The following is a 23,906-nucleotide window of genomic DNA, read 5'->3' as shown; positions in this document are numbered from 1 at the left end:
GGCCCAGCAGTATGTCGACGTTCCGGCGAAGAGCTACTCCCCTTCTGCTCCGTCCAGGGTAGCCGATCCGCAAACGATCATCGCGGACGACCGGAAACGGTCACGAGCGGGCCGGGGGTCCCGCTCCGTACTCCCCGACGCCGTCCCGGTGCAGCCGCCCCCGGGCGACCAGCTCCAGCACCACGGCGACCGCGACCGCCTGTACGGCGATGAGCGCGACCAGCACGAAGAGCTGGACGGCCCCGGCGAAAAGCGGTGAAGCGCCGCCCAGCAGCATGCCGACGAAGGCGCCGGGGAGGGTGACGAGACCGACGGTACGGGTCTGGTCCAGCCCCGGAAGCAGGGCGTCCGCCGCCGGCTTTCGGGCCACCTCCAGCCGGGCGTCCCGTTCGTACAGACCGAGCGCGAGCCCCGCCTCCACCTCGCCGTTCCGCTGCCGCAGCTCGTCCAGCGCCCGCCGCCCGGCCAGCACCGTCGCGGTCAGCGCCCCGCCGATCAGGATCCCCGTGACGGGTACCAGCGCGATGCCCTTCACCGGCACCACCCCGGTCAGCAGCAGCGCCGCGACGACCGGGAACACCCCCACCCCGATCGGCAGCGCGACCCACCACCAGGTCCCGTTGCGGGTGATCCGCCGCCCTGCGGTCCGGACCGCCACGGCGTACATCAGCAGGACGAAACCGAAGAGCGCCGGCAGCGCGTGCACCACCCACCCGATGACCAGGGAGACGGCGGCGAGCTGGGCCGCGGCCCGCGCGCCCGCGACGACGATCTCCCGGGACCTCCCGAGGTGCGCGACGGCGGCCACCACCGCGGCCACGGCGAGCAGTACGGCGAGGACCGCCCCGAACGTGACATCGACCGTCAGCAGCACGCGCCAACCCTAGGCCGCACCGGGGGCCGTCCGGGTACAGCGCAGGAACGTTTGGCCCGATGAGAGTCCGATGAGAATCACCCCGACGCACTTACTTGAACTTGCAAGCACCTTTGCGGGGTACCTAACGTGAGAACCGTTCCCCCCACGGGCCGCCCCACCCGGGACCGCCCCCGCTCCCCCCACACCTGGAGCCCGTATGCCCGACTCCCTGAGCGCGAGCCTGAACCGGTACCAGCCGTATGCGATCGGCGGTTTCCGGATCGTCGTCGGCTTCCTCTTCGCCTGCCACGGCGCCGCCTCCCTCTTCGGGCTGCTCGGCGTACCGGACAACGCGACCGCGGACACCTGGACCTGGCCCGGCTGGTACGCGGCAGTCATCCAGCTGGTCGGCGGCATCCTGGTGATGCTGGGCCTGGGCACCCGGGCAGCGGCCTTCGTCTCGTCGGGTTCGATGGCCTACGCGTACTTCAAGGTCCACCAGCCCGATGCGCTGTTCCCGCTGGAGAACAACGGCGAGGCGTCGGCGATGTTCTGCTGGGCGCTTCTGCTGCTGGTCTTCACCGGCCCGGGGGCGCTGGCGCTGGACGGCCTGCGTGGCCGGAACAACGGCACCACGACCCGCGCGACGCTCCCCCGCGAGCACGCCCGCACCTCCCGCTAGCCCCTCCTCCCCCACCCCTCCTCCCCTTCCTCTCCCTTCCCTCCCTCCTCCTTCTCTCCCTTGCCGACAACCGGTGCATCACACATCGAGTATGTGTCGACACACAACGGAGCGCCCGGCCCCTCTTTGGAGGGTCCGGGCGTTACCCGTGGTCCCGGGCCCCGAGTACGGTCGGCGCAGCCATGCAGCGCGGGGGGCTTCTGGGCGGTCGGACATCACTTCGACGGACAGAAGAGGTGATGATCACAACATCCACAGCCCCGGATGCTTCGGCCGGGGAGATCACGCGTACGCTGTACAACTGCCAGTGCCACCGTCACAGGAATGACCGTCCGGACCGACACAGCACTGTCACCACATGGGGAAACGGGGAGAGTCAACAGTGCTGGAGAGTCTGGGGCCGCTGGTCGGCAGCCCTTGGATCTATGCCGTCGTGGCCCTCTCCGTGCTGCTCGACGTCTTTCTGCCGGTCCTGCCCAGCGGTGTCCTGGTGATCACCGCGGCGACGGCCGCGGCCGCGGGCAGTACGACCGTCACGGGCCAGGTGCCGCGCGAGGTGCCGTCCCTGCTGATCCTGATCCTCTGCGCGGCCGCCGCATCCGTACTGGGTGATCTGGTCGCCTACCGGCTGGCCCGGCGCGGCGGAGACCGCTTCGACCGTGCGATCGCCCGGTCCCGCAGACTCACCAAGGCCCAGGCACGGCTAGGGGCCACCCTGGCGCGGGGCGGCGGTGCCCTGGTGGTGATCGCCCGTTTCGCCCCGGCCGGCCGCTCCGTGGTCTCCCTCGGCGCGGGCGCGGCCCGCCGCCGGGTCCGGGAGTTCCTGCCCTGGTCGGCGCTGGCGGGCGTGATCTGGGCGGGCTACAGCGTCGGCCTCGGTTACTTCGGCGGCCAGTGGCTGGGGGCGAGCTGGGTGGGTGCCGCGGTATCGGTCTTCGCCCTGTTCGGCGCGGGGGCCCTGGCGGCCTACGTGATGCGCCGCCGCCCGGCCCCGCAGCCGGCCACCGAACCGGCCTGAACAACCGCAACGCCCCCGGCGGAGCCCTTTCCTCAGGCCCCCTCGCACCTCCCCTGTCAGACCTTCTTCACCCCTCCTCTGATCTCCAGACCGTCGAGCAGCCGGGCGGTTGCCTCGGCTATCTCGTCGACGGCGCGGTCGAACACCTCGCGGTTGTGGGCGGCCGGTGCCCGGAAGCCCGACACCTTGCGTACGTACTGCAGGGCGGCGGCACGGATGTCGTCCTCCGTGGCCTCCTCGGGCAGAACCGGCGGACGTAGGGTCTTGATACTGCGGCACATGACTCCAGTGTGCTCCCGCCCACTGACAACGTCCCGCACCCCGCCCGGGCCCTGCTCACCGGGCGCCGAAGGCCCGCACGTACCTCTTCTGCCAGGGCGTCTCCACGGCGTGCCGGTCATAGGCCCGCCGGACATACGCCACCGCATCGCCCGCCGGGACTCCGTCGAGTACGGCGAGGCAGGCCAGGGCGGTCCCGGTACGCCCCCGTCCGCCCGCGCACGCGACCTCGACCCGTTCGCCACCGCACCGCTCCAGCGTCCGGAGCAGCACCTGCTGCGCCTGCGACCGGACGGCGGGCAGCCGGAAGTCGGGCCAGCGCAACCAGACGGCCTCCCACCGGAAGGCGGGCGGCTCCTTCCCCAGCAGATAGACGCCGAACTCCGGCTCGGGCCCCTCGGGCAGTGCCCTGCGCAACCCCCGCCCCCGGACGAACCGCCCCGACGGCAGCTCCATGACACCCGGAGCATCCGGTTCCCAGAGCCCCATGGGCCCACCTCCCCGATCGGCCTCCGACGCTACGCGCCGCGGACCGGGGCCTCCTCCGCTTCCGCGATATCACCGGTTCGGTTCAGATCGACGAGGGCGCGGACGAGCCCCGGCTCCGATTCGGGAAAGTCCATGGCGACGATCCCGAGGCCGGGCCGGCCGCGGGCGGCGGAGCCCAGCCGGGCGAGGAGCGCGCGATTGACCACGGCGGCGGCCTCACGGGGCACGGCCCCGTCCGCCGCCCCGCCCATGAAGGTGACGGCGAGCTTCACGGGGTCCGCCCGGACCCGGCAGAGCCGGCCGAAGCCGGTCCCGAGGTCGCCGTACCGCACCCCGGGGAGCGCATCGTGACCACCGATGACAACAACCCGGCCACGCGCCTCCCCCAGTACCGGGATGTTGTCACCGACCAGGAGGAGGGACCGCCAGTCCCGGTGGTACCGGTCGAAGAGGCTCCGGAAGACGTGGCCGGGCTCGTCCGAGTACTCCTGCCGGATGCGCATCAGGACGGTCTCGGAGGGGTGCGCGCGCAGGAAGTCCCAGCAGTCCCCGAGGATCTCGCCGAGGACGACGTTCTGAAATACCTCGCCGTGATGGAGGGTGAAGGCACCGTTGGTGACACGGCAGCGGAGGTCCAGGAAGCGGATCCCTTCGGAAGTCAGGCTGTCTGAGCGAGGAATTCCCGGACGACGGGCACGGTGCTGTGGCGGGCGAGCCGGGCGCGGAGGTCGGTGAGGCTGGAGGTGCCGCGAGCAGAGGAAAGACCGCCGAGGTAGTCGAGGGATCGGCGGGCACTGTCGACCGCGCCGTCCAGGTCACCCAGTGCCATCCGAGCCTCGGCTTCCCGGGCCAGGAAGATCGCGGTGGAGCGGGGGAAGTCGTCCTCGCGATACACATCAGCGGCCCACAGGCCGGCCGAGGCTGCGGTGAAGTGGCGGAGTGCTTCGCCCGGTCGGCCCAGGTCGAGTTCGCAGGATCCCGCCTGCATATGCAGTTCGCCGAGGTTGAGCCAGTAGACACAGTCCGGGTCCTCACCGGGACCCCGGTCGCGGGCGCGGTCGTAGGCGTCGAATGCGGCACTCACGGCTCGGCCCGAGGCGCGATGGTCGCCCGCACGGGCGTGGGCCCTGGCGAGCCGTGCGTACAGCATGGCGTTCATCGCGGGTGACCCAATGCTCTCGGCCCGCCCGAGAGCGTCGGTTACCAGAGCAGAGGCACCTCGGGGGTCACCGGTGGCGTACAGCAGCATTGCCCAGAAGGCGAGGGTGTTGGCGGCGACAGTCTGGTCGCCGGAGGATGCTGCGGCACGCAGGCCAACGAGGTAGTACTCCTCCGCGAGGGCATGTCGGCCGGAGTCGTAGGCGGTCCAGGCGCAGATCCTGGCAGCTTCGGCCGCAGCGGCGTAGAGGCGTCGGCCCGTGGTCTCGGTGTAGGAGGAGGACTTCAGCGTCGATGTGATCAGTTGGAGTTGCGCGCGGGCGGACGCGTGGACCTGGCCGGATCCGAGTTGGTCGTCCTGACGCCGGAGGATTCCGAGGGAATGCTCGAAGAGTTCGGGTGTAGTGGCACCGATACGACGGCCGTGGGCGCGGGCCGTGGCCGGTTGGGCGGTGGCAGCCCCGGCCAGCATCGGGGTTATCCCCGTGAAGACAAGGAATCCCCTGCGGTCCATGGTCCCTCCGGTCATTGCAACGCGGTCCAGTAGGGCGATCGTGGTCGCCGGGGTCCATTCGGCGGAGAGAAGCTGGTGGTCGTGAACACACGCAAGCTTCAGCCACTCAGGCCACGGGCGGGCGGTAATCTCCGATTCCGGTACACCGTGCAGCGCGGCCATGGCCTTCTGCGCGTGGTAGTCGGGGGTGACACCGCCCCGAGTCCAGCGTGTGACCCGCTTACGGTCCCGGGCGATCGGTCCGTAGCCGAGTCGTTGGTGTACCGCCCCTAAGCGCACGAGGTAGTCACTCGCCGACCAGCCCTGGCAACGCAGCAGGTAGGTGAGCGGGTGTTCGTAGATGTCCACCTCTTCAGCATGACCGACGGCGGCTGGGATGGCAGGTGGCTGACGCTCCCAACCGGCCGTGTGGGTACACGTGGTAACACGATGGGCACATGTGGGCACACGCATGCACTCCTCAGCCTGCCCGGCTGCGGCCAGCGTTGAGCCAGGCCGAACCATGGAGGAAATGATGTTCCATCACTCCGATCGTCTTCCGACCAGCTCGCCACTCCCTCAGGGACACCCGACCACCGTCCCCTGGGGCATCCAGCGGATGGTCCCGTACCCGGCGACCGCCCCCGGGTACAGCCGTGCCGAGATCAACCCGGCCACGCAGACCACCCGGTACTACGACCGCAACGGCCAGATCATGGAAATGCCGGGGCACGGCACCAGCACGGGCACAAACCCGGCGACCAACACCGGTAACCCGTCCGACGGCTCCGGACCCGGTGGATCCGGTGGGGGCGACCAGGACACGGGAAACGACAGCGATCAGTGAGTCACTCCGGTCCGGTGCTGGTCGTCACCATGATCGACGACCCGACGGCCGACCTGGTGATCACCGAACTGCACGACCGGGACATCCCGGTCGTGCGGCTCGACTCCGGCGATTTTCCCGCCACCCTGTCGATCACAGCAAGAATCAACGAAGAGGGCATCAGCGGGACCCTGCTCACCCCGACCCGCACAGTGGACCTTCACACCGTCCGATCCCTGTATTACCGACGCCCGAGCGGCTTCGCCTTCCCTCACCTCGATGAGCAGGACGCACGCTTCGCCGTCACTCAGGCACGGTACGGCTTGGGTGGGGTCCTGGCGTCCCTCCCCGGGTGTCTCTATGTCAACCATCCGCATCGGATCGGCGATGCCGAGTTCAAGCCCTCCGGGCTCGCCGCAGCCGTACACAGTGGCTTCAAGGTCCCGGAGACGTTGATCACGTCCGACCCCGAGGCAGCGGAGCGGTTCGTGGAGGGCAACACATCCACCATCTACAAGCCCCTGTCGACGCCTCTGTACCGGGTGAACGGGGTGTCGTGCACAGTTGAGGTCGCCGAGGTGAGTGCGGGCGAACTGGACGAGCGCGTTGCCGGCACGGCTCACCTCTTCCAACGGCTCGTGGACAAGGTGGCGGATGTCAGAGTGACGGTCATCGGGGACCGCATTTTCCCCGTTCGTATCGACTCCGGCCTGCTCGACTGGCGCACGGACTACAAGCAGCTCTCCTACAGCATCGTCACCCTGCCGAGGAGTATCGAGGAAGCGCTCCGACACTACCTCGCACATTTCAGGCTCGTCTTCGGTGCATTCGACTTCGCCGTCGACCGCGACGGTGCATGGTGGTTCCTCGAATGCAACCCGTCCGGGCAATGGGCATGGCTGGAGCCGCCGACCGGACTGCCCATGGTCGCGGCCATGGCCGATCTCCTGGAGCGTTCCCCCCGATGAGCAGCAGCATGCGCGAAGCGCTGGCCGACACCATCGCAGCCGACGGTGACCTTCGCTCTCCGGAATGGCGTCGAGCCGTACTGGACATCCCACGACATGAGTTCCTACGCGGCGGGTTCTTCCACCGCACGGATGAGGGAGGCCGCACCGGGTGGGAGCCCGTGCGTCCGGAAAACGAGACCTGGCTCTCCGCCTGCTACAGCAACGAGTCGTTGGTAACACAGATCGCCGGAACGGTCGTACCGGCCGATATCGACGGGCGGATTCATCGGCAGCCGACCAGTTCGAGCACGCTGCCCGGCCTCGTGGTGCGCATGCTGGAAGAACTGGAGGTTCAGGACGAAATGAGGGTCCTGGAGATCGGCACCGGCACGGGGTACTCCACCGGCCTGCTGTGTCACCGGCTCGGCGACCATCTTGTGACCTCCGTCGAAGTTGACGAAGAAGTATCTGCACGGGCCCGGACGGCGCTCGGCACTGTCGGCTACCACCCCACCCTCGTGGTCGGCGACGGGCTGAAGGGGCATGCCGCTGAGGCTCCGTACGACCGGCTCATCGCCACCTGCGGTGTAATGAGTATCCCCGGCGAATGGCTGGAGCAGGTCCGGCCGGGTGGCCGGATCCTGGCCACGGTGAGCGGTTGGCTCTACTCCTCCGAACTGGCATCGCTCACCGTCCGTGCGGACGGGACAGCGGCCGGCCGCCTCCTCGGAGGGGAGGTCTCCTTCATGCTGGCCCGCCCTCAGATCCCACCGCCCCTCGGAGTCCTGCCCGATCTCAGCGATGGCACCGAACGCGAATGCATCGTCGCGTGGGACGTCCTGAACGACTGGGCCGCCCGATTTGTCGCACAGCTCGCAGTTCCGAAAGCCCAACGGTTCAGCCTGGCTCTCGAAGGAGGCGTGTTCGACGTGCTCTTGGACGTGGAATCCGGATCGTGGGCCGCACTCCGCAAGGCCGAAGGCCGGTGGATCGTCCGTGAGGGAGGACCGGAGCGGTTGTGGGCACAGGTCGAGGACCACGTGACCAGGTGGCGCAAGGAGGGCAGCCCCGGCCTTGACCGATTCTTGATCACTGCGGCACCCGGCGAGCACATGGCCACATGGACCCGCTGATACCGAAGCCGTCCAAGCGTTCATCCCCCGGGCCTTGGAGGCTGCGCCTGAGCCGGGGACTGTATCCGCCTCGTCCGGGTGCTGACCGCGAACGCCGGAACAGCAGGACGAGCCCGACAGGCGGAGTCACCGCCCTCCACTGCCGACTCAGCGGAACGACGAAGGCCCAGGCTTCCGGCTGACCGCCGGTGACCTGGGCCTTTGTCGTGCTTACTGCTGGTGGGCGCGGACGGTTTCGAACCGCCGACATCTGCTTTGTAAGCCTGGTACCCCCAACTAAGCCGTCATGGCAGCTCAGCCCCTCTGTGTGCTGCGGCGGCTGTCACAAGCTGTGCACACCGTAGCGACCCTCCAGTGACCATGGTTGGCCGTACGATCTGGCACGGAACTGGCACACATGCCGCCGGCTCCCTCATAGGCAGCCGGCAGCCGTGCCCTCCGGCGGGTCGAGGACGCGCCGGGCGGTCACCAGGTAGCCCGCGAAGCTCACGTCCGGTTCGGCCTTCGCCCATCCGTCCGCCTTCTCAACCGGAATCAGTACGGTCGAACCCGGAACGGGATAGTTCACCTTGCCCGTGGCGCCCGGGGGCACCCCGTAACGGCAATGAACCTCGACAATCCCCACCACCTCCACCGACGTGGGCGCGCGCCCCTCCTCCTGGCCGTGACGCTCTTCCCGGAAGTCGATCTCACCCGCACGTCGCTACCGACGACGTCGGCGTAGTCCTCCGGATCGACCTTGAGGGCCTGGCGCACTTCGGCATACGGTCGTCCGCCGTGCGAGGCACGGGTGCGATCAACCGCCCGCTCGACCTCGGAGAGGTATGCCGCAACGGTCGGCATGGACTTGTCGTCTCGCTCGGATCGGTGTCCATGTGCCCAGCCGATTAGCGTGGAGCAGTTGGGGCAAGGGTGGGATGCCTATGAGCTTGGGAATCAAGGTTGATCCATCCCTGCACTGCCCCTGACTTGCGATTGTCCAGGCTAGTCAACCGTGCAACCCTGGCGCCAGGCTCTGTCGATGGCCGCGGGTTAATGCTCCAAGTGGCACGCATCGGGCACGGCTGACTACGGCTTGGGAAAGCTCTGCTCAAGCCACTGACGGACTGCGCCGACAGTCGTGCGTCCGTCCTGGAGTAGGGCGTCGATGATGTCGCGGCCGGCGACAAGCACGATCGGATGTCCGTCTTCGTGTACTTCCTCTTGAACCTGCTTGTGGAAGTAGGACGTGGTCACCAAGACACCGAAGTTGCGATGCCTGATTCTGGAGATCAGACGGGAGACTTCCCGGACGCCAACCGAGTTTCCGGCCCCGTAGCACTTGGCTTCGAGGGCGAAGTCGATCGCGATGCGGCTGGAGACCGGTCCCAGACCGTACGTACCGACAGCATCCCGTCCACCGTCGCGGCTCGGGCGCGTGACATCTACGGGCCCGGTGTTCCGCGCAATCAGCCGCCAAATAGCAACGGCACACGGTTCGAAGTCGTGCTCCCGGCCCCGGAAGTACTCACGAATCTCCTCCAGCATGGACATACCCGCAGCGTCGGTGGGCAGTTGGTCGGCCTTGGACCGGATCGTCGTTGTCACCGGAGCAAGTAGCGGACGATATACACGTCCCTCCACCCAGGTCCGCCAGACGTCCGGACATCCGCCTTCGAGAGGATTCCCGCCGGCCAGTACATGCTGGATCCAGCTGCGAGGGATGCGGTCGTGGTCAAGAACCGTGAAGTGTGACCGGTAATTCTGGAAGCGCAGTCCGGAGGTCGCCCGCCAGATGGCAGCCAGCTCATCGTCCATCGTGAGAGTCGGGCCACCCGGCGCCAGCAGACCGCGGAAGAGTACGGAGTAGCCTGTTCCGGCCTTCTCGAACAGGAGGAACGGAGGGACCTTGGCCCGGTCGACTGCAGTTCCGTGGGACGCCGCGAACACATCGCGCAGAAGGACATTCCCTGACCGCGGAGTGTTGTGGAGGCCCTGTCCCGGCTTCTTGTTGTCGCCGTAGTAGGTGAACGTGCCGGTTTCCACGTCCAGATGATCGGGCCAGTCGACCTCGCCACCGCTCGTGTAGAGCACTGCCAACTTCACGGTTCCCTTGGCGGGCGAGCCGGCGTACCGGAAACCGCCCTGGTTTCCGACACCCTTTATGAGCTTAGAGATCGCTTCATCCGACTTGTTGCCCTTCGTGCCGCCTGCGTAGAGCGCATCAACGATGAGATCCGCGGTTTCCAGGTCCGAGAACGCCACGTGCGGTACGGGAGCGGCAGCAAGAGTCATGCCTCCATGTTCTACCAGCTCGCACTGACAACTCAGCCGACCAGGGCGATCGTTCAGCAGCTGTCGCGCATGTAGCCCCTGAGACTCTCACCATCTGAATGGGCCTGAACGATGCCAGGGAGTTCCGATGGACCCACTGAGTGTCAGACCCGTTGGCTACGCTAGCCGCGGTACCGGGCTGCTGCGTGAAGGGGACCACCCATGGGAAGACTGAAGTTGCAGCCGTTGGGTGATGTGTGTCTGAACGAAGGATGCCGATCCGACGGCCGGATTCTGCGTGGCCCTGAAGACGACGTGGAGTTGCAGAAGGTTGTAGCGGAGCTGGATAAGTTTGACCTGGCCAAGGGATTCACGGAAGCGATTCGCGCATCCATTGACTACGTACTGGACGGGGCCCGGACGGGGAGATTCAACCTTCTATCTGATGACGTTCACCCGGGAGAGCGCGCATCGGTGGGCGCCAAGCTCGAATACGAAGTGCAGAGAGTCTTTCAATGGAAAAAGGCCAAGCCTCTTGATATTGAGCTATCTAATTCCCCGGTCGACCTCAAGAGCACAGTAGGAGACAACTGGGCAATCCCTAAAGAGGCCCACTGCCATCTGTGCATCTGCACTCAGATGCGCCTCAAGGATTCTACGCACCGTAGCTGGTTGATTCGAACTCACAGGTCCTGGCTGTACAGAGGTAAAGGCAACAATGACGGGAAGCGCGGAATCGCAGTAGACGCACGCAACAACTGGGGAGTCCCGCTTTACGACTGGACCTCGCTCCCTGTAAATCCCCTGACGCTTCTCTCTGATCATCAAGTAAGCCAGGTCTTTGAGTTCGGGCGGGGGCAGGAAGTCCGACTCCTGCGACTCTTTAACTTCCTGCCAAACAGAGTGATTGAGCGAAGCGTTATCCTTACAGTCTGCGCGGGAAATGATGACCCAATGCGAAGAGCCCGCGCCATCAAGCAGCGAGCAGCGAAGCAAGGCCTCCTGCTCTTGTGTGGGACATGGGTTAGCGATCGGGCCGTGGCGAACGTGCACGGATTCACATTGGGCTCCGGAGATTGGGTTGCAATTCCTGGCGGAAGCAAGGCTCAAGAGGAGGCGGTAGGTTCGGATCTCCTGTTCTGACCGGGGCCATTGAACAACCATGTTGGGCACTGAGGTCGGCGGAGCGGCTTTGGGCGGGAGCTGTCATGGGGCGAGAGGCCGGGGGCCCGTAAGCTTTCGCGGCTCGGGCGGTCTGTGGACCTGCCCGCTGTTGGTCCGAGTGGGCCCCCGGTCTTCGAGGCTCGCCCCATGGTGGCTGCCTAAAGCCGCGGAGCCGACCCCCCAGCCACATCAGGCTCTACCTCGGGGCCGCACTTGCTTGCGGCCGACCCTTCGTGGCCGGGCCGCCCGCCGTAGGCTGGGGCGGGCCCGGCCGCAAGGGGCCAGCCCGCGCCGTGCGCGGGCACTTGAAACCGTAGAGAAGGTTTGAATCATGGTCCGGCTGTGGCTGGACGCTTCGGATGAGCCCGGACCGTTCGTGGGCGTGGTGTAGAACCCTGGGTATGGGGAGTGAGCGGCAGGAGCGGTTGAAGGCGCTGGGAGTGCGGTTGCGGGGCCTCCGGGTTCGGGCCGGGCTGACCGGGGCCGCGCTGGCGGATCTAGCAGGGGTTGGGCAGCCGACCGTGTCCAAGGTGGAGAACGGGCGCATGGTGCCCAGCTCCGACGTACTCAACCGGCTGACGACCGCGCTCGGGCTCGACGAAGCGGCGACTCGCGAGGTTCGGGAGCTCCTGGCAGCGGCTGAAGAGGCGTCTCCGGAGTCCCGTGGTGAACGTGCCCCCGGGGCCGAGCTGTATGAAGTGATACAGCGGGCAACCGTCGTGCGGTCGCTCCAGTGCATCGTGCTGCCCGCCCTTCTCCAGAGTGCCGAGTACGCGCGGCATGTCTTCGCCACTGGGCCGAAGGTCGCCTCGGAGGGGATCGGGAGCGCAGTTGCCGGCCGCATTGAACGGCAGAGCCTGTTGTACGAGCCGGGGCGTGAGTTCGTCTTCGTCCTGACGGAAGGCGTGCTGCGGACTTGGCCGGGCTCCCCCGCGCTGATGCTCGCCCAGCTCGACCGGCTCCTGGCCATCGAGAGCCTGACCACCGTTCGCCTGGGGGTCGTGCCGTGGGATCGGCCCGTCCCCGCACTACCGCCTCACGGCTACACCCTCTGCGACGACCAGGCGGTCATCGTCGAGTCGTTCGTCGGCGAGGACATCAACGAGTCACCGGAGTCGGTGACGGCCTGCTCCGAACTACTCGACCGGTTCGAACAGGCAGCCGTTTTCGGTGAGGACGTGCGACGGATCCTCCTGGATGTGATGAGGGACCTCCGCGCAATGGACAGCACCTCCACCCCTGGAGGAATAATTCCTTAGAATGCCTAGCCATGCCCCAGACCTAGGCATACTCTGCTCCTCATGCTGTCTAGCCCCCTAGACGAGGAGTGATCGTGTTCCCGCAGTGGTTCCGGGCCTTCCCCGGCCGCCAGGAGAAAGTAGCCGAGGCCCGCCGGTTCGTCGCCGCCCTGCTGGAAGGGTGGAGCGTCGTCGACTCCGCGGTCCTGACCGTGAGCGAACTGGCGACCAACGCCATCAGGCACACGGCGAGTGGAGCGACGGGAGGATGGTTCTACGTCTGCGTCGAGATCGGCGCCGACCATGCGCGGGTCACCGTGGGAGATCAGGGTTCCATGAGCACTCCCCATCTGTGCGATGCGTCCGGACAGGAAGAGGGCGGACGCGGGCTCCTCCTGGTGTCCGCTTGCGCGAAGGACTGGGGGGTGGAGTCCTCGCTTCACTCTTCGGAGGTCTGGGCCGACTTCGCCCGGGACTCGACGTGAGACCACTATGCCCTCGAACCCGTTCTCGGCGAGCGGGTAGGGCTTGAGCCCCCGCGGCGTCCCCCGTCGACGCTCCGGCTTCTACTCCGTGTGCGCAACGTCCGGCAGGCGCCTCCACCCCATACCGTCTAGAGCCCTAGACTCCATGGGGAGACTGAGGGGTGAAGCAATGTCGGACGAGTTGCAGCGGATCATGGCCATAGATGATCCCTATCTCCTTCTGCGGGAAGTCACGAGCCGTCTGGCGGACGCCCAGCAGGAGGTGACCGAGCTCGCCCGGCTGCGTCGCCGTGTCGTTCAGGACCTGCATGCTCAAGGTCTTTCCTATGCGCAGATCGCGGCAAAGGCCGGCCTCAGCCGTGGCCGTATCCATCAGATCCGGCACACCGGGCCGGCGCCCGAGGGCGCCTTCCTCGGCTCCGGCTCGGTGACGATCGCGACGCCCTTGCGGCTGGACCCGGAGCGAGGTCGCACGGTCGTCGCCGTGGACGACGTCACCTCCGGGAAGCGCCTGGAGGATCTGGCACGTTCATACGGGCTTGATGTCACGTCCGAGCATGTCGGCACGGACGGAGCGATCGACCTCAACCGCGCCGGACTGGTCGTCGTCTGTGGCCCCCGGATGTCCGACGAGATGTGGAACACCTACGCCCAGGATCCCGTGCTCCGCTGGGAGCAGGCGGCCGACGGGCCATGGACGATCGTGGACAGCCGGTCGGGGACGGTGCACCGGTCCGGTCAGGACACCGATCCGGCCCGGCCGTACGACATCGGATACCTCGGTCGCCTTCCACGACCGGACGGCTCCGGGCTCCTGATCGCGATCGCCGGTATTCACACGCAAGGGTCCCTCGGCGTGGTGCAGTTGCTGTCCAGCGATATCAACGCCCTCTGGGGGCAGGTCGGGAACCGCCCGTTCTCCACTCTGGTCGGCGTCGAATACGACCCGGTGACGGGTGACCCGCGCTCCGTCGAGCTGCTCTGCCCCCTCTATCACCACGAAGAGCGCACGGCGTGAACGTCGTCCTCGACTCGGTCCCCGCCTTTCCTGACCGGGAGAACGAGGACTTCGTCGCCGCGGCACCGGGGGCGGCTGTGCTGCTCGACGGAGCGGGCGTGGGGGTCGGCGACTCCACCGGGTGTACGCACGGGGTTGCCTGGTTCTCGGGGACGCTCGGCGCACTAATCCTGCGCTCCATCACCGCGGCGCCCGTCCGGCCTCTGTCCGAGTGCCTGGCGAATGCGATTCTCGCCGTACGGGCGATGCATGCCGACACCTGCGATACGGCGCATCCTGCGAGTCCCGCCAGCACTGTCGTCGCCGTCCGAGTGTCGGAGCGGACCACGGAGTACCTGCTCCTCGGTGACTCGTCGCTTCTTCTCGCTACCCAGGATGGGACCGTCACAAACTTCACCGACCGTCGTCTCGACGAGATCGGCGCCGCCTTTCGCGGCGGAATGGACCGCCTGCCAACTGGCTCCGCGGAGCATACGGTCGCCCTGGCGGCCTACCGCGCCCGGCTCTCAGAACACCGGAATCGTCCCGGTGGCTACTGGGTCGCCAGCAACGACCCGGAAGTGGGCACGCATGCCCTGACGGGGACTGTCCCCACGGGCACTCTGGCCTCCCTCACGCTCATGAGCGACGGTGCCAGCCGGCTCGTGGACCGCTTCTGCCTCGACGATTGGTCCGGCGCCGTAGCCCTGGTCCGCGACGACGGTCCCCGAGCGCTGATCCAACGCGTACGGGACGCCGAAGCAAGCGACCCCGACGGGCGGCGCTGGCCCCGCGGGAAGTCCCGCGACGACGCATCCGTCCTTCACTGGCGCCTCGGATAGGCCGGACCACTCAACTCGCATACCCCCCTAGACAGTTCACCATCCGCACGCTTATCGTGGACGTCAACCCCCCTAGACAGTTGCCGGGGTTGCTCCCCTTGCACTGTCTAGGGGGGTACGCAGACGGGTGCCACAAGGCACCGCCACCTGAGAGGTCCCGATATGCGCGTCATTCCCGTAGACACCTCCGCCGCGACGCTCCTGGTCACGAAGCTGCCGGAGGTCAAGGTCCGCGACCGGCAGACCGGAGAGGTCGCCGTCGACCCGCTGACCAACCAGCGGCTCATGGTCCTGGAACTGGTCTTCATCGCCCAGGGCGGCTCCGACATGATCAAAGTGACCGTGCCGGAGCAGGGGATCGGTGACGGCCTGGCGATGGGGGCGCCTGTTCTCCTGTCCGGCCTGGTGGCCCGTCCCTGGGAGAGCGAGTTCGCGGGCCGGGCCCGGCACGGTATCGCCTTCCGCGCCGACGCTGTCATGGTCAGCGCCATGGCGACGGCCCAGGGCTGACCACCGTGTCCAACAGCATGCCCGTGCTCGTCGCCGCGGGGGCGGTGATCCTGGCCCTCGCGATCGCGTATCACCGCTTACCGGTGCTGTTCTGGTGGCTCGTCGGCTTCCCGATCGCTGCCGCCCGGGTGTCCTTCTCCTACCGGGCGACCATGGACGCGTGCGGGCTGACGGTTCCCGCCACCGCCGTACGCCGGGCCACCGCCCGCATGATGGGGCGGCAGGCCGCGCCGGTCCCACCACAACGTTCGCTCCCCCGGCCGACACGATCCGGCCTCGTCATTCACCTGCGGATGGCGGCAGGACAGGCTCCAGAGGACTTCGCCGCCGCTGCGGACCGGCTGCGCCACGCCTGGGGCGTCCATGCCGTACACCTCCGTCCGACTCGCCCCGGCCGGCTCGAACTGCGCTTGGTGGGGTGGGATGTCCTGGCCGATGTACAGTCTCCGCGGCGGCAGCACGAAGAGCTGCTCCGCCTGCCGGTGGCCCTGCGGGAAGACGGGGACTGGCACATGCGTGACTTCCGCACGGTGCCTCACGAACTCGTGCTCGGGGCAACCCAGTCGGGGAAGTCCGTCTACCTCCGCAATCTGGTCTGCGCCCTGGCACGGCAGCCGGTCGCCCTGGTCGGCATCGACTGCAAGTGGGGCGTGGAGTTCGCACCCTTCCGGCCCCGCCTGTCGGCCCTGGCCGACACCCCTGATGGGGCCGATCACCTCCTCGACATACTCCTCGAAGAGATGGAGAGCCGGTTCCGTCTGATCGGCTCCAGCTCTGCCTCCGGGCTTGCTTCGGATATCTGGGGTCTGCCCGAGCATTTGCGGCCGGTGCCCGTCGTACTCGTCGTGGACGAGGTGGCCGAGTTGTTCCTGGCCTCCGGCAAAGAGGACGAGAAGCGACGGGACTCCATGGTCACCAAGCTGATCAGGGCTGCCCAACTGGGCCGGGCCGCCGGTATCCATCTGGAGATCTGCGGGCAGCGGTTCGGTTCTGAACTCGGCAAGGGCGCCACGATGCTCCGGGCGCAGTTGACGGGGCGGGTGTGCCACCGGGTCAACGACGAGTCGTCGGCCAACATGGCTCTTGCCGACATCGCCGCCGAAGCGGCCCTCGCTGCCACAACCATTCCGGCCGAACGGCCCGGTGTCGCCGTGGTCGGCGACTCCTCCGGCGGATGGTCTCGCGTCCGGTCGCCCCATCTCTCCCTGAGCGATGCGGCGGCCGTGTGCCGAGAGACCTCCGCACTGGTCCCCGAGCTGGCCTGCTTTGCCTCCCTCCGGCCCTCCGTGGACGCACTCTCCCTGCCGGTCAGCGACTGACCCGCGGCCCTTCCCCGTCCGGCGCGGACGGTCTTCCGCGCCACTCCCCTACCCCTGCCATGCCTGAATCCGACGGGAGAGCCGTGTCCCTCCGCACCCATCTGTCCCGCGTCGACCCCGTGCTCGTCCAAGCGGTCATCGCGGGCGCCCTGTCCTTCTCCCATCTGCAGGACCTGGCCGCCGCCTCGGGGCAGACCGGATGGAAGGCGTGGGCCTATCCGGTCAGCGTCGACCTGCTGCTCGTCGCCGCGTGGCGGCAGATGCGGGAGCGGCAACAGGCCGGACTGCCGTCGGCCGGGCCACGACTGTGGTTCCTGGTGGCGCTCGCCGCTTCCCTAGGCGCCAACACCGCGACGGCGGGTCTCCTGGACCTGACGGACGTGCCCGCCTGGCTGCGGATCGTCGTGGCCGGATGGCCGGCCGTCGCGTTCTTCGGAGGGACGCTGCTGGCGCACTCGCCCAGAGGCTCCGCGGTCACCGCTGACGGCCCCGACGAGCCGTTGCTTCCGCCCCCTGCCGTAGCAGCCACCGGCGCCCTCGTCCTCGACAAACCTGCCGCCCCCGGGTCCAGTCCGGCCGTGCCTCTTCCGCCTGCCCTCGTCGAGCGCGTGCGGGTCCTGGCCGACGAGCACCGGGCCCGTACCGGAGAAGACCCGGAGCCCGACGTCATCCGAGCCCGGCTCGGTCTGCCCTCGCCCATGACGCCCAGCGTCGCCGCCCATCTGTGAAAGGTCCCGTCACCATGCCCCGCCGCTTCCGCGATGTCCGCAGCACCGGGCCCGTCCATGTCGCCACCTTCACCGAGCGCGGCAGAACGCGGCACCTCGCCGCCTGCACCGCGCCCCGCTGCACCTTCTCCGCCGAATACGACAGCCGGGCCGCGGCCGAGCGGATCCACCGCTGTCCGCCCCGATGACCGAAGGAGCCCCGCCGTGTCCGTCTCCGTACCGCTCGTCGCTCTCCTCGCCGTCTTCGCCTGGTTCGCCATCCGGTTCCTCGGCGTCCGCGCGTGGGTGGCCGTGGTCCTGGTGCTCCTGGGCTTCCTGCTCTCCGGCACCGTGCTCGCACCCCTGATGCAGAGCATCACCGAACTCGGCGTATCGACCGTCAACAACCGCTGATCCGGGAGGAATGGCACCATGCACGCCCTGGCTCCTCAGCGAGCCGTCAAGGACCTGTCCGCCCTCGCCCGGCAAGGCGACCTCGGGGCCTACGCCCAGCAGATCGACCGTCTCGGCGGATGCGAGCAGCCCATCCGGATGGAGGGGCACCGGTTCGACGTCGACCCCTCGACCGGTGAAGTCGTACGGTCGCTCACCGGGAACGGCTTACCTGCCGGACAGCTCCTCGTGCGCTGCGGAAACCGGCGTACGACCCGCTGCGCTTCGTGTGCCGAGACCTACCGCGGGGACACCTATCAACTGATCAGTGCCGGGCTGTGCGGCGGCAAGGGTGTCGGCCAGGAGGTCGCAGAGCATCCGCGGGTCTTCGCCACCTTCACCGCTCCGTCATTCGGTCCGGTCCACAACCGTCCGGCGCACGGTCGCTGCCGCTGTGGGCGCACTCATGGTGCGGATGCCCCGGTCCTCGGGACACCACTGGACTCCGGGCGGTACGACTACCGGGGCGCCGTGCTCTGGAACGCGCACGCCGGGGCCCTGTGGGGCCGCTTCACCACCTACCTGCGCCAGCAGCTCGCCGCGCTGGCGGGGGTGAGCCGCACTGAGCTTCGGCGGATGGCCAGGATCTCGTACGCGAAGGTCGCCGAGTATCAGCGGCGGGGTGCCGTTCACTTCCATGCCGTGATCAGGATCGACGGTCCGGAGGGGCCAGGAAGCACTCCCCCGGTGTGGGCCACGACGACGCTCTTGGCCGACGCGATCCGAGCTGCTGCCGCCATGTCGGAGGTGTCCGGCCCGTCCCTCGACGGTCGCAACCACGCCTTCCGCTTCGGCTCCCAGCTCGACATCCGCCCGATCCGGTCGGCGGACTTCTCCGGGTCTTCCGAGCTGACCAGCCGGGCCGTCGCCGGTTACATCGCGAAGTACGCGACCAAGGGTGCGGAGTCCGCCACGGGGACCGTCGACCGGCCGATCCGGAACCCGGTCACCGATCTGATCGGCTCGGACGTCACCGACCATGCCCGGGAGCTCATCCTCACCTGCTGGCGGCTGGGCGCGCTTCCGGAACTCCGCGAGCTGCACCTTCGCCGGTGGGCTCACATGCTGGGCTTCCGCGGCCACTTCACCACCAAGTCGCGCGCCTACTCGGTCACCCTGGGCTCCCTCCGCCGCGCCCGGGCCGACCACAACGAAGCGGCGGCCCGTGAGCGCGCCGCCCTGGCCGGACACCCCCTTCCCGAGCCCGGGACCGTGCTGGTCCTCGCTCACTGGCGCTTCGCCGGAACGGGCCTCACGTCCGCCGAACACGTCCTGGCCCATGGCCTTGCCATGCCCGAGCCCGAGAACCCGGCCACCGGTGACGAAGGAGCATCACCATGCATTCCGACCCTCTGCTGACCGTCGCTCAGGCGGCGGAGGTGCTGGGGACCACGGAGCGGTTTCCCCGCCGTCTGATCGCGGAACGCCGCATCGTCTTCGTCCGGGTGGGCCGACACGTCCGTATCCCCGAAAGCGCGCTGACCGACTTCGTCACCGCCAACACCGTGCAACCCGTCGGTGCGCGGCCCAATCGTCTGAAGGTGGCTGTCTGATGCCGAATGCCAAGGGGAAGCGACGTCAGTTCGGTTCCGTGCGCAAGTTGCCCTCGGGGCGTTTCCAGGCCCGTTATCCGGGCCCTGACGGCAGGCTCCGTCCCGCCCCGGAGACCTTCCTCACCCAGACCGACGCGAACCGTTGGCTGGTCCGCACCGAAGCGGAAATCATCGACGGCCGTTGGCAGAACCCGGATGAGAAGATCATGTTCGGCGAGTACGCGGAGACGTGGTTCAGGGAGCGCGACTACGCGGCAACGACACGCGAACGCAACAACAGTGCCCTTCGACGGCACATCCTGCCGACGTTCGCGGGTGTCGCACTCGGAGAGATCACGACGCCCAGGGTTCGGCGCTGGCGAGCCGACCTGGTGAGTTCCGGGGTGGGCGAGCCCACTGTCGTCAAGTCGTACCAGGTTCTACGCGCGATCATGAACACGGCGGTGGACGATGGCGTCATCCAGCGGAACCCGTGCCGCATCAGGGGTGCGGGAACCACCAAGACGCCCGAGCGTCCCTTCCTAACGGTCGACGAGGTGTTCCGGCTCTCCGCGGCCGTGCCTTCCCACTTCTGCATGCTGATCCTGCTGGCAGCCTTCACCGGTCTGCGCTTCGGCGAACTGGCTGGGCTTCAGAGGCACGACATCGACCTTGACCGGCGAACGGTGTCGGTACGCCGGTCCCTCGCCGAGACACGAGCTGAAGGGGTCCAGATCAAAGCGCCCAAGAGTGCCGCGGGTGTACGGACCGTCGCCTTCCCCTCATCGCTTACGGCGGATCTGGGCACGCATCTCGACACGTACTCGGAGGGTGGGCGTACCGGTGCCGTGTTCACTGGTGCCCGCGGCGGGCTGCTGCGGCGTAACAACTTCCGTCGGCTCTGGCTGAAGGCAGTGAAGGACACCGGGCTGGGGAACGTCCACTTCCATGACCTGCGGCACACCGGGAACACCCTGGCCGCTACCGGCGGGGCCACGACCCGTGAGCTCATGCAGCGCATGGGCCACTCCTCGGTGCGGGCCGCGCTGATCTACCAGCACCTGGTGAACGGCCGGGATCAGGCGATCGCCGCGCACGTGGACGAGCAGATCAGAAAGGCACGGCCGGAGAAGTCCCCCAAGGAGGGCGAGCCGGGCGGGCAATCTGGCACGTAAGTGGCACGACACCCCCGCCGGGCTGCTGACGCGGGGGTACGACGAAGGCCCAGGCTTCCGGCTGACCGCCGGTGACCTGGGCCTTTGTCGTGCTTACCGCTGGTGGGCGCGGACGGTTTCGAACCGCCGACATCTGCTTTGTAAGAGCAGCGCTCTACCCCTGAGCTACGCACCCGTGGATGAGAGCACAGCCTACATGGCGCAGCGGGGCGGGCCGCAAACGCGTTCCTCCGGCGGTGGTGGGGAGGGGGGGTAGCACCACCACGGATGCGGTGGGTCGCCGGATCGTGAGGGGTGGGTGCGGGATCTAGCGTGGGGGGAAATGGTGGATCGGCAGGGGGAAGGGACTCTTTATGGACGGCCGTGCCGCCCGGGGAATCGTGGCGATCGGGGTGGGGGGTGTACTGGTGTTCGGGGTCGTGGGGTGCGGGGTCGCCGATGCGGAGGGGGCTCCCGTGGAGCGGAAGTCCTTCGCCGTCGTCGGGAAGGAGCTGACCGTGGACGTGGACGACTCCGATGTGACGCTCGTACCCGCCGGGGACGGCGACCAGATGAAGGTGAGCCGGCAGGTCGACGGGTGGGCCGTGGTGGGGGGCGGGCCCGATCCGCAGTGGCGGATGGAGGACGGGCGGCTGATCCTGCGCACCAACTGCGACGGGTTCGTCGGCGACTGCGACTCCCGGCACACCGTGGAGATACCCAGGGGCATCGCCGTCACCGTGGACCACGACAACGGGAAGGTGAACGCGTCCGCGTTCGACACGCCCCTCAGGATCTCCTCGGACAACGGAGACGTGACCGTCAGGGGCACCACCGGTGATCTGCGGCTCAGTACGTCGAACGGGGATATCCGCCTGGAGGACGTCGGCTCCCGGGAGGTGAGCGTCAAGAGTGACAACGGCAAGGTGCGGGTGCGGATGAAGACGGCCGCCGAGAAGCTGGAGACCGTCACCGACAACGGCGACATCGTGGTGGAGCTGCCGTCCGCCGGCGCTCCGTACGCGGTCAATTCGAACGCCGACAACGGGTCCCGGAAGATACGCCTGTCCGACGCGGAGCAGGACGACAGCAGTCCGCGCAAGGTGCGGGTGGAAAGCAACAACGGTGATGTGACCGTACGGCTCAAGGGGTAACCGAACGGCCCGTGTGTGCGTCCGTACCAGGTGGGACAATGGTCCGACCGGGTAGGGCGACACGGCACGGGAGAGGTTAGTGACGGCGACACACGCGCGGCAGCGGATCTCAGCCACAGCGAGTGCCGTCAGGGATGTGTTCCGGCTTGTGCTGCTGCCGGTGCCGCTGCTCGCCGGGGCGCTGGCGGGGGCCTTCGCCGGAGGGGGCACACGCCGCTGGTTCGGCGGGCGCGGAGAGAGTCTCCGGGCCGATGCCCAGGCCGCGAAGGACGCCGCGGCCGCCGCCTTCTACGAACTGGACAGTGCCCAGCGCGAGCTGCGGATCTCCATCGAGACGATCACCGCGGTGGACGATTCGCCGACCACTCGTAGGGCCGTGGAGGGGTTCGCGGCGCTGGGGCAGCGGATCGACGAGGCCAGCGGTCGCTACATCACGGCGGTCGACGCCCATGATCTCGACCGGGACGATCTCGACGCCTCCGTCGCAGCCCGGGCCAGGACCGAGCTGAACCGGGCCAAGGACGAGCTGGTCGCGGTCAAGGCCGAGCTGGACCGGTTCGGGGCGGGGCTGGGGCCGCTGCTCGACCAGGCCGAGACCCGGCTCGCCCGGCTGGTGCCCGCCGCCGAGCGGGCCAGGGCCGCCCTGCTCGCCGCGAGCAACGCCCTGGACGAGGCGCGCGGCTCCGGGCTGCGGGCGGACGATCTCGCCGCCCGGCTGGCCCGGCTCGCCCCCGAGCTGACCAAGCTCAACCAGGGCGCCGGGCGGCACGGCGTCACCGAGACCCTGCACCGGGCCGACCACGTCCTGCGCGAGGCCGAAGCGGTCCGGGCCGATGCCGAGAAGCTGCCCGCCCTCGCCGCCGACACCGACAAGCGCCTGGTCTCCCTCCGGACCCGGGCCCAGGCCCTGACCACCCGCTCCCAGGGCGTCGAACCGATCCTCAGCGAACTGCGCCGCCGCTACTCCGCCGCCTGCTGGCAGGACCTCCAGCCGGTGCCCGAGCGGGCCGCCGCCGATATCCGGCTCGCCGAGCAGCGGCTCAACGAGGCCGCCACCGCCCGCGACGAGCAGCGCTGGCCCGATGTCACCGCGCTGCTCGGCACCGTGCGCGCCCTGCTGAACAGCACGGACGAGGCGATTTCCGCGGCCCGCGAGCGGCTGGAGCGGCTGGACGCCGTCGCACGGGACCGGCGGCCGGAGATCGACCGCACCCGCTTCGCGCTCCGTGACGCCCAGCGCCTCGCCATGGCCGGGCGCGACCGGCCCGACCCCCGGCACGCCCGGCCGCTGGACGAGGCGGTCGCCCGGCTCGACCGGGCCGTCGCCTCCCTGGAGGGCCGGCACCCGGACTACTGGCACTTCCTCACCGAGGCGGAGGCCGTCCGGCGGACCACCGCCCGGGTCGTGGAGCAGATCAGGGAGGAGCGCGCCGGGGGATAAGGGCCCGGGGTGCCACCGCCGGGCCGACGGGCCGCCGGGCCGCCGGGCCGCCGGGGGCCGCCGGGCCGCCGGGGGCCGCCGGGCCCCTGATTTGAAGGGGCGGCGCCGCGGGCGGATGCTGGGAGGTACGAGTACGCGAAACGGTTCGTACCCGAGGAGGCCGCTCATGGCCGCACATGTACTGCCCCACCGGACCCGGCAGCCGCGGAACCGCCCACGCGCCACACTCGACGAGCATCTGCCCGTCGACCACCGGCTCAGCCGTGTCTACCGGATCGGCGCGGGAGTGATGGGCGCCTTCCTGGTCGCCTTCGGCATCCTGGGGCTGATCGACAAGATCGGCTTCTTCAACACCCACGGCGCGACCGTCATCGGTCTGAACACCAACGGCGCCCTGAGCGTGCTGTCGATCTGCGTGGGCGCGCTGCTGCTCTTCGGGATGCTCAAGGGCGGCAACTTCGCCTCGACCCTCAATATGGTCCTCGGCATCCTCTTCATCGCCAGCGGCTTCATCAATCTCGCCCTGCTGGACACCAGCTTCAACCCCTTCGCGTTCAAGATTCAGAACGTGCTGTTCAGCTTTGTGGTCGGGCTGCTGCTGATGTTCTTCGGCATGTACGGGCGGGTCAGCTCGACGCTGCCGCACGACAACCCGTACTGGAAGGCGCGCCATCCCCAGGAGGCCGAGGACGAGGCCAGGGCCGCGCGGGCCCGTGGATCGGCGGTTTCCACCGGGGCCCACGATTCCGGGGCCGGCGCGTAACAGGACAGCC

General features: G+C 68.4%; 29 protein-coding genes and 1 tRNA gene. 22 read left to right on the top strand and 8 right to left on the bottom strand.

Annotated features, from left to right (window positions below; all coding sequences use genetic code 11):
- Positions 1-100: 100 nt before the first annotated feature.
- Positions 101-874 carry an ABC transporter permease gene (locus tag ACIQ9E_RS21255; protein WP_403709216.1) on the bottom strand — a complete coding sequence of 258 codons (774 nt, stop codon included), beginning with the start codon at positions 872-874 and terminating at the stop codon, positions 101-103.
- A 199-nt stretch (positions 875-1,073) separates the two neighbouring features.
- Here ACIQ9E_RS21255 and ACIQ9E_RS21250 point away from each other — a divergent pair, with 199 nt between their 5' ends.
- Positions 1,074-1,538, top strand: a complete 465-nt coding sequence (locus ACIQ9E_RS21250; RefSeq protein ID WP_403709214.1) for a DoxX family protein — start codon at positions 1,074-1,076, stop codon at positions 1,536-1,538.
- Positions 1,539-1,920: 382 nt separating this feature from the next.
- Positions 1,921-2,556, top strand: coding sequence for a DedA family protein (locus ACIQ9E_RS21245; protein WP_403709212.1), 636 nt, complete (start codon positions 1,921-1,923; stop codon positions 2,554-2,556).
- Positions 2,557-2,612: 56 nt separating this feature from the next.
- On the opposite strand, the gene ACIQ9E_RS21240 is transcribed toward ACIQ9E_RS21245, so the two are convergent.
- From ACIQ9E_RS21240 to ACIQ9E_RS21230, 3 genes are read right to left on the bottom strand one after another with little or no spacing between them, the layout of a single operon-like run.
- A complete protein-coding gene (locus tag ACIQ9E_RS21240; RefSeq protein ID WP_403709210.1) occupies positions 2,613-2,837 on the bottom strand; it encodes a DUF2277 domain-containing protein in 225 nt (74 codons plus the stop codon).
- A 55-nt stretch (positions 2,838-2,892) separates the two neighbouring features.
- Entirely contained in the window at positions 2,893-3,324 is a 432-nt protein-coding gene (locus ACIQ9E_RS21235) for a protein phosphatase (protein ID WP_403709208.1), read from the bottom strand.
- Positions 3,325-3,353: 29 nt separating this feature from the next.
- Positions 3,354-3,656 carry a hypothetical protein gene (locus ACIQ9E_RS21230; protein WP_403709206.1) on the bottom strand — a complete coding sequence of 101 codons (303 nt, stop codon included), beginning with the start codon at positions 3,654-3,656 and terminating at the stop codon, positions 3,354-3,356.
- A 15-nt stretch (positions 3,657-3,671) separates the two neighbouring features.
- Here ACIQ9E_RS21230 and ACIQ9E_RS21225 point away from each other — a divergent pair, with 15 nt between their 5' ends.
- Entirely contained in the window at positions 3,672-3,995 is a 324-nt protein-coding gene (locus ACIQ9E_RS21225; protein ID WP_403709204.1) for a hypothetical protein, read from the top strand.
- On the opposite strand, the gene ACIQ9E_RS21220 is transcribed toward ACIQ9E_RS21225, so the two are convergent.
- The gene (locus ACIQ9E_RS21220) at positions 3,983-5,344 is read right to left on the bottom strand and encodes a transcriptional regulator (RefSeq protein ID WP_403709202.1); all 1,362 of its coding nucleotides are present in this window, start codon (positions 5,342-5,344) and stop codon (positions 3,983-3,985) included. The genes ACIQ9E_RS21225 and ACIQ9E_RS21220 overlap by 13 nt on opposite strands.
- 166 nt (positions 5,345-5,510) lie before the next feature.
- On the opposite strand from ACIQ9E_RS21220, the gene tgmA reads away from it, so the two are divergent.
- The 3 genes from tgmA to tgmC are packed head-to-tail and all read left to right on the top strand — an operon-like array spanning position 5,511 to position 7,884.
- Positions 5,511-5,822: a putative ATP-grasp-modified RiPP gene (gene tgmA, locus ACIQ9E_RS21215; RefSeq protein ID WP_403709395.1), complete on the top strand. Its 312-nt coding sequence runs from the start codon at positions 5,511-5,513 to the stop codon at positions 5,820-5,822.
- Positions 5,819-6,769, top strand: a complete 951-nt coding sequence (gene tgmB / locus ACIQ9E_RS21210) for an ATP-grasp ribosomal peptide maturase (RefSeq protein WP_403709200.1) — start codon at positions 5,819-5,821, stop codon at positions 6,767-6,769. Before tgmA ends, tgmB begins: the two co-directional genes overlap by 4 nt.
- Positions 6,766-7,884, top strand: coding sequence for an ATP-grasp peptide maturase system methyltransferase (gene tgmC / locus ACIQ9E_RS21205; protein WP_403709198.1), 1,119 nt, complete (start codon positions 6,766-6,768; stop codon positions 7,882-7,884). The genes tgmB and tgmC overlap by 4 nt, the downstream gene beginning before the upstream one ends.
- A 412-nt stretch (positions 7,885-8,296) precedes the next feature.
- On the opposite strand, the gene ACIQ9E_RS21200 is transcribed toward tgmC, so the two are convergent.
- Both ACIQ9E_RS21200 and ACIQ9E_RS21195 read right to left on the bottom strand, forming a co-directional pair.
- A complete protein-coding gene (locus ACIQ9E_RS21200) occupies positions 8,297-8,509 on the bottom strand; it encodes a DUF6578 domain-containing protein (RefSeq protein ID WP_403709196.1) in 213 nt (70 codons plus the stop codon).
- Positions 8,510-8,952: 443 nt separating this feature from the next.
- Entirely contained in the window at positions 8,953-10,158 is a 1,206-nt protein-coding gene (locus tag ACIQ9E_RS21195) for a restriction endonuclease (RefSeq protein WP_403709194.1), read from the bottom strand.
- A 201-nt stretch (positions 10,159-10,359) separates the two neighbouring features.
- Here ACIQ9E_RS21195 and ACIQ9E_RS21190 point away from each other — a divergent pair, with 201 nt between their 5' ends.
- From ACIQ9E_RS21190 to ACIQ9E_RS21130, 13 genes are all read left to right on the top strand, one after another.
- Entirely contained in the window at positions 10,360-11,280 is a 921-nt protein-coding gene (locus ACIQ9E_RS21190; protein ID WP_403709192.1) for a NaeI family type II restriction endonuclease, read from the top strand.
- Positions 11,281-11,660: 380 nt separating this feature from the next.
- On the top strand, positions 11,661-12,560 hold the full coding sequence (locus tag ACIQ9E_RS21185; protein ID WP_403709190.1) for a helix-turn-helix domain-containing protein: 900 nt from the start codon (positions 11,661-11,663) through the stop codon (positions 12,558-12,560).
- 74 nt (positions 12,561-12,634) lie between these two features.
- Complete coding sequence (locus ACIQ9E_RS21180; RefSeq protein ID WP_403709188.1) at positions 12,635-13,024, top strand: ATP-binding protein; 390 nt, start codon at positions 12,635-12,637, stop codon at positions 13,022-13,024.
- 169 nt (positions 13,025-13,193) lie between these two features.
- Positions 13,194-14,042, top strand: coding sequence for a sigma-70 family RNA polymerase sigma factor (locus tag ACIQ9E_RS21175; RefSeq protein WP_403709186.1), 849 nt, complete (start codon positions 13,194-13,196; stop codon positions 14,040-14,042).
- Positions 14,039-14,863 carry a protein phosphatase 2C domain-containing protein gene (locus ACIQ9E_RS21170; RefSeq protein WP_403709184.1) on the top strand — a complete coding sequence of 275 codons (825 nt, stop codon included), beginning with the start codon at positions 14,039-14,041 and terminating at the stop codon, positions 14,861-14,863. The genes ACIQ9E_RS21175 and ACIQ9E_RS21170 overlap by 4 nt, the downstream gene beginning before the upstream one ends.
- A 162-nt stretch (positions 14,864-15,025) precedes the next feature.
- Positions 15,026-15,373 (top strand): hypothetical protein, encoded by a 348-nt coding sequence (locus tag ACIQ9E_RS21165; RefSeq protein ID WP_403709182.1) that lies wholly within the window; start codon positions 15,026-15,028, stop codon positions 15,371-15,373.
- A 17-nt stretch (positions 15,374-15,390) separates the two neighbouring features.
- Positions 15,391-16,692: an FtsK/SpoIIIE domain-containing protein gene (locus tag ACIQ9E_RS21160; protein ID WP_403709393.1), complete on the top strand. Its 1,302-nt coding sequence runs from the start codon at positions 15,391-15,393 to the stop codon at positions 16,690-16,692.
- Between the two features lie 83 nt (positions 16,693-16,775).
- Positions 16,776-17,420: a DUF2637 domain-containing protein gene (locus ACIQ9E_RS21155; protein WP_403709180.1), complete on the top strand. Its 645-nt coding sequence runs from the start codon at positions 16,776-16,778 to the stop codon at positions 17,418-17,420.
- A 14-nt stretch (positions 17,421-17,434) separates the two neighbouring features.
- Complete coding sequence (locus tag ACIQ9E_RS21150) at positions 17,435-17,608, top strand: mobile element transfer protein (protein WP_403709179.1); 174 nt, start codon at positions 17,435-17,437, stop codon at positions 17,606-17,608.
- 16 nt (positions 17,609-17,624) lie between these two features.
- Positions 17,625-17,813, top strand: a complete 189-nt coding sequence (locus ACIQ9E_RS21145; protein WP_403709178.1) for a hypothetical protein — start codon at positions 17,625-17,627, stop codon at positions 17,811-17,813.
- Between the two features lie 18 nt (positions 17,814-17,831).
- A complete protein-coding gene (locus ACIQ9E_RS21140) occupies positions 17,832-19,211 on the top strand; it encodes a replication initiator (protein WP_403709177.1) in 1,380 nt (459 codons plus the stop codon).
- A complete protein-coding gene (locus tag ACIQ9E_RS21135) occupies positions 19,190-19,405 on the top strand; it encodes an excisionase family DNA-binding protein (RefSeq protein ID WP_403709176.1) in 216 nt (71 codons plus the stop codon). The genes ACIQ9E_RS21140 and ACIQ9E_RS21135 overlap by 22 nt, the downstream gene beginning before the upstream one ends.
- On the top strand, positions 19,405-20,559 hold the full coding sequence (locus ACIQ9E_RS21130) for a tyrosine-type recombinase/integrase (RefSeq protein ID WP_403709175.1): 1,155 nt from the start codon (positions 19,405-19,407) through the stop codon (positions 20,557-20,559). The genes ACIQ9E_RS21135 and ACIQ9E_RS21130 overlap by 1 nt, the downstream gene beginning before the upstream one ends.
- Positions 20,560-20,659: 100 nt before the next feature.
- Here the strand turns inward: ACIQ9E_RS21130 and ACIQ9E_RS21125 are convergent.
- Positions 20,660-20,734, bottom strand: a tRNA-Val gene (locus ACIQ9E_RS21125).
- Between the two features lie 178 nt (positions 20,735-20,912).
- On the opposite strand from ACIQ9E_RS21125, the gene ACIQ9E_RS21120 reads away from it, so the two are divergent.
- The 3 genes from ACIQ9E_RS21120 (at position 20,913) to ACIQ9E_RS21110 (ending at position 23,896) form a co-directional block, all read left to right on the top strand.
- Entirely contained in the window at positions 20,913-21,692 is a 780-nt protein-coding gene (locus ACIQ9E_RS21120) for a DUF4097 family beta strand repeat-containing protein (RefSeq protein ID WP_403709173.1), read from the top strand.
- A gap of 79 nt (positions 21,693-21,771) precedes the next feature.
- On the top strand, positions 21,772-23,133 hold the full coding sequence (locus ACIQ9E_RS21115) for a hypothetical protein (RefSeq protein WP_403709171.1): 1,362 nt from the start codon (positions 21,772-21,774) through the stop codon (positions 23,131-23,133).
- A gap of 166 nt (positions 23,134-23,299) precedes the next feature.
- Entirely contained in the window at positions 23,300-23,896 is a 597-nt protein-coding gene (locus ACIQ9E_RS21110; RefSeq protein WP_403709169.1) for a DUF4383 domain-containing protein, read from the top strand.
- The last annotated feature ends 10 nt before the right edge of the window (positions 23,897-23,906 follow it).

The organism is Streptomyces sp. NPDC094448 (assembly GCF_044763775.1).
In the GTDB taxonomy this organism is placed as follows: domain Bacteria; phylum Actinomycetota; class Actinomycetes; order Streptomycetales; family Streptomycetaceae; genus Streptomyces.
This window is presented reverse-complemented; position numbering and strand designations above follow the sequence as displayed.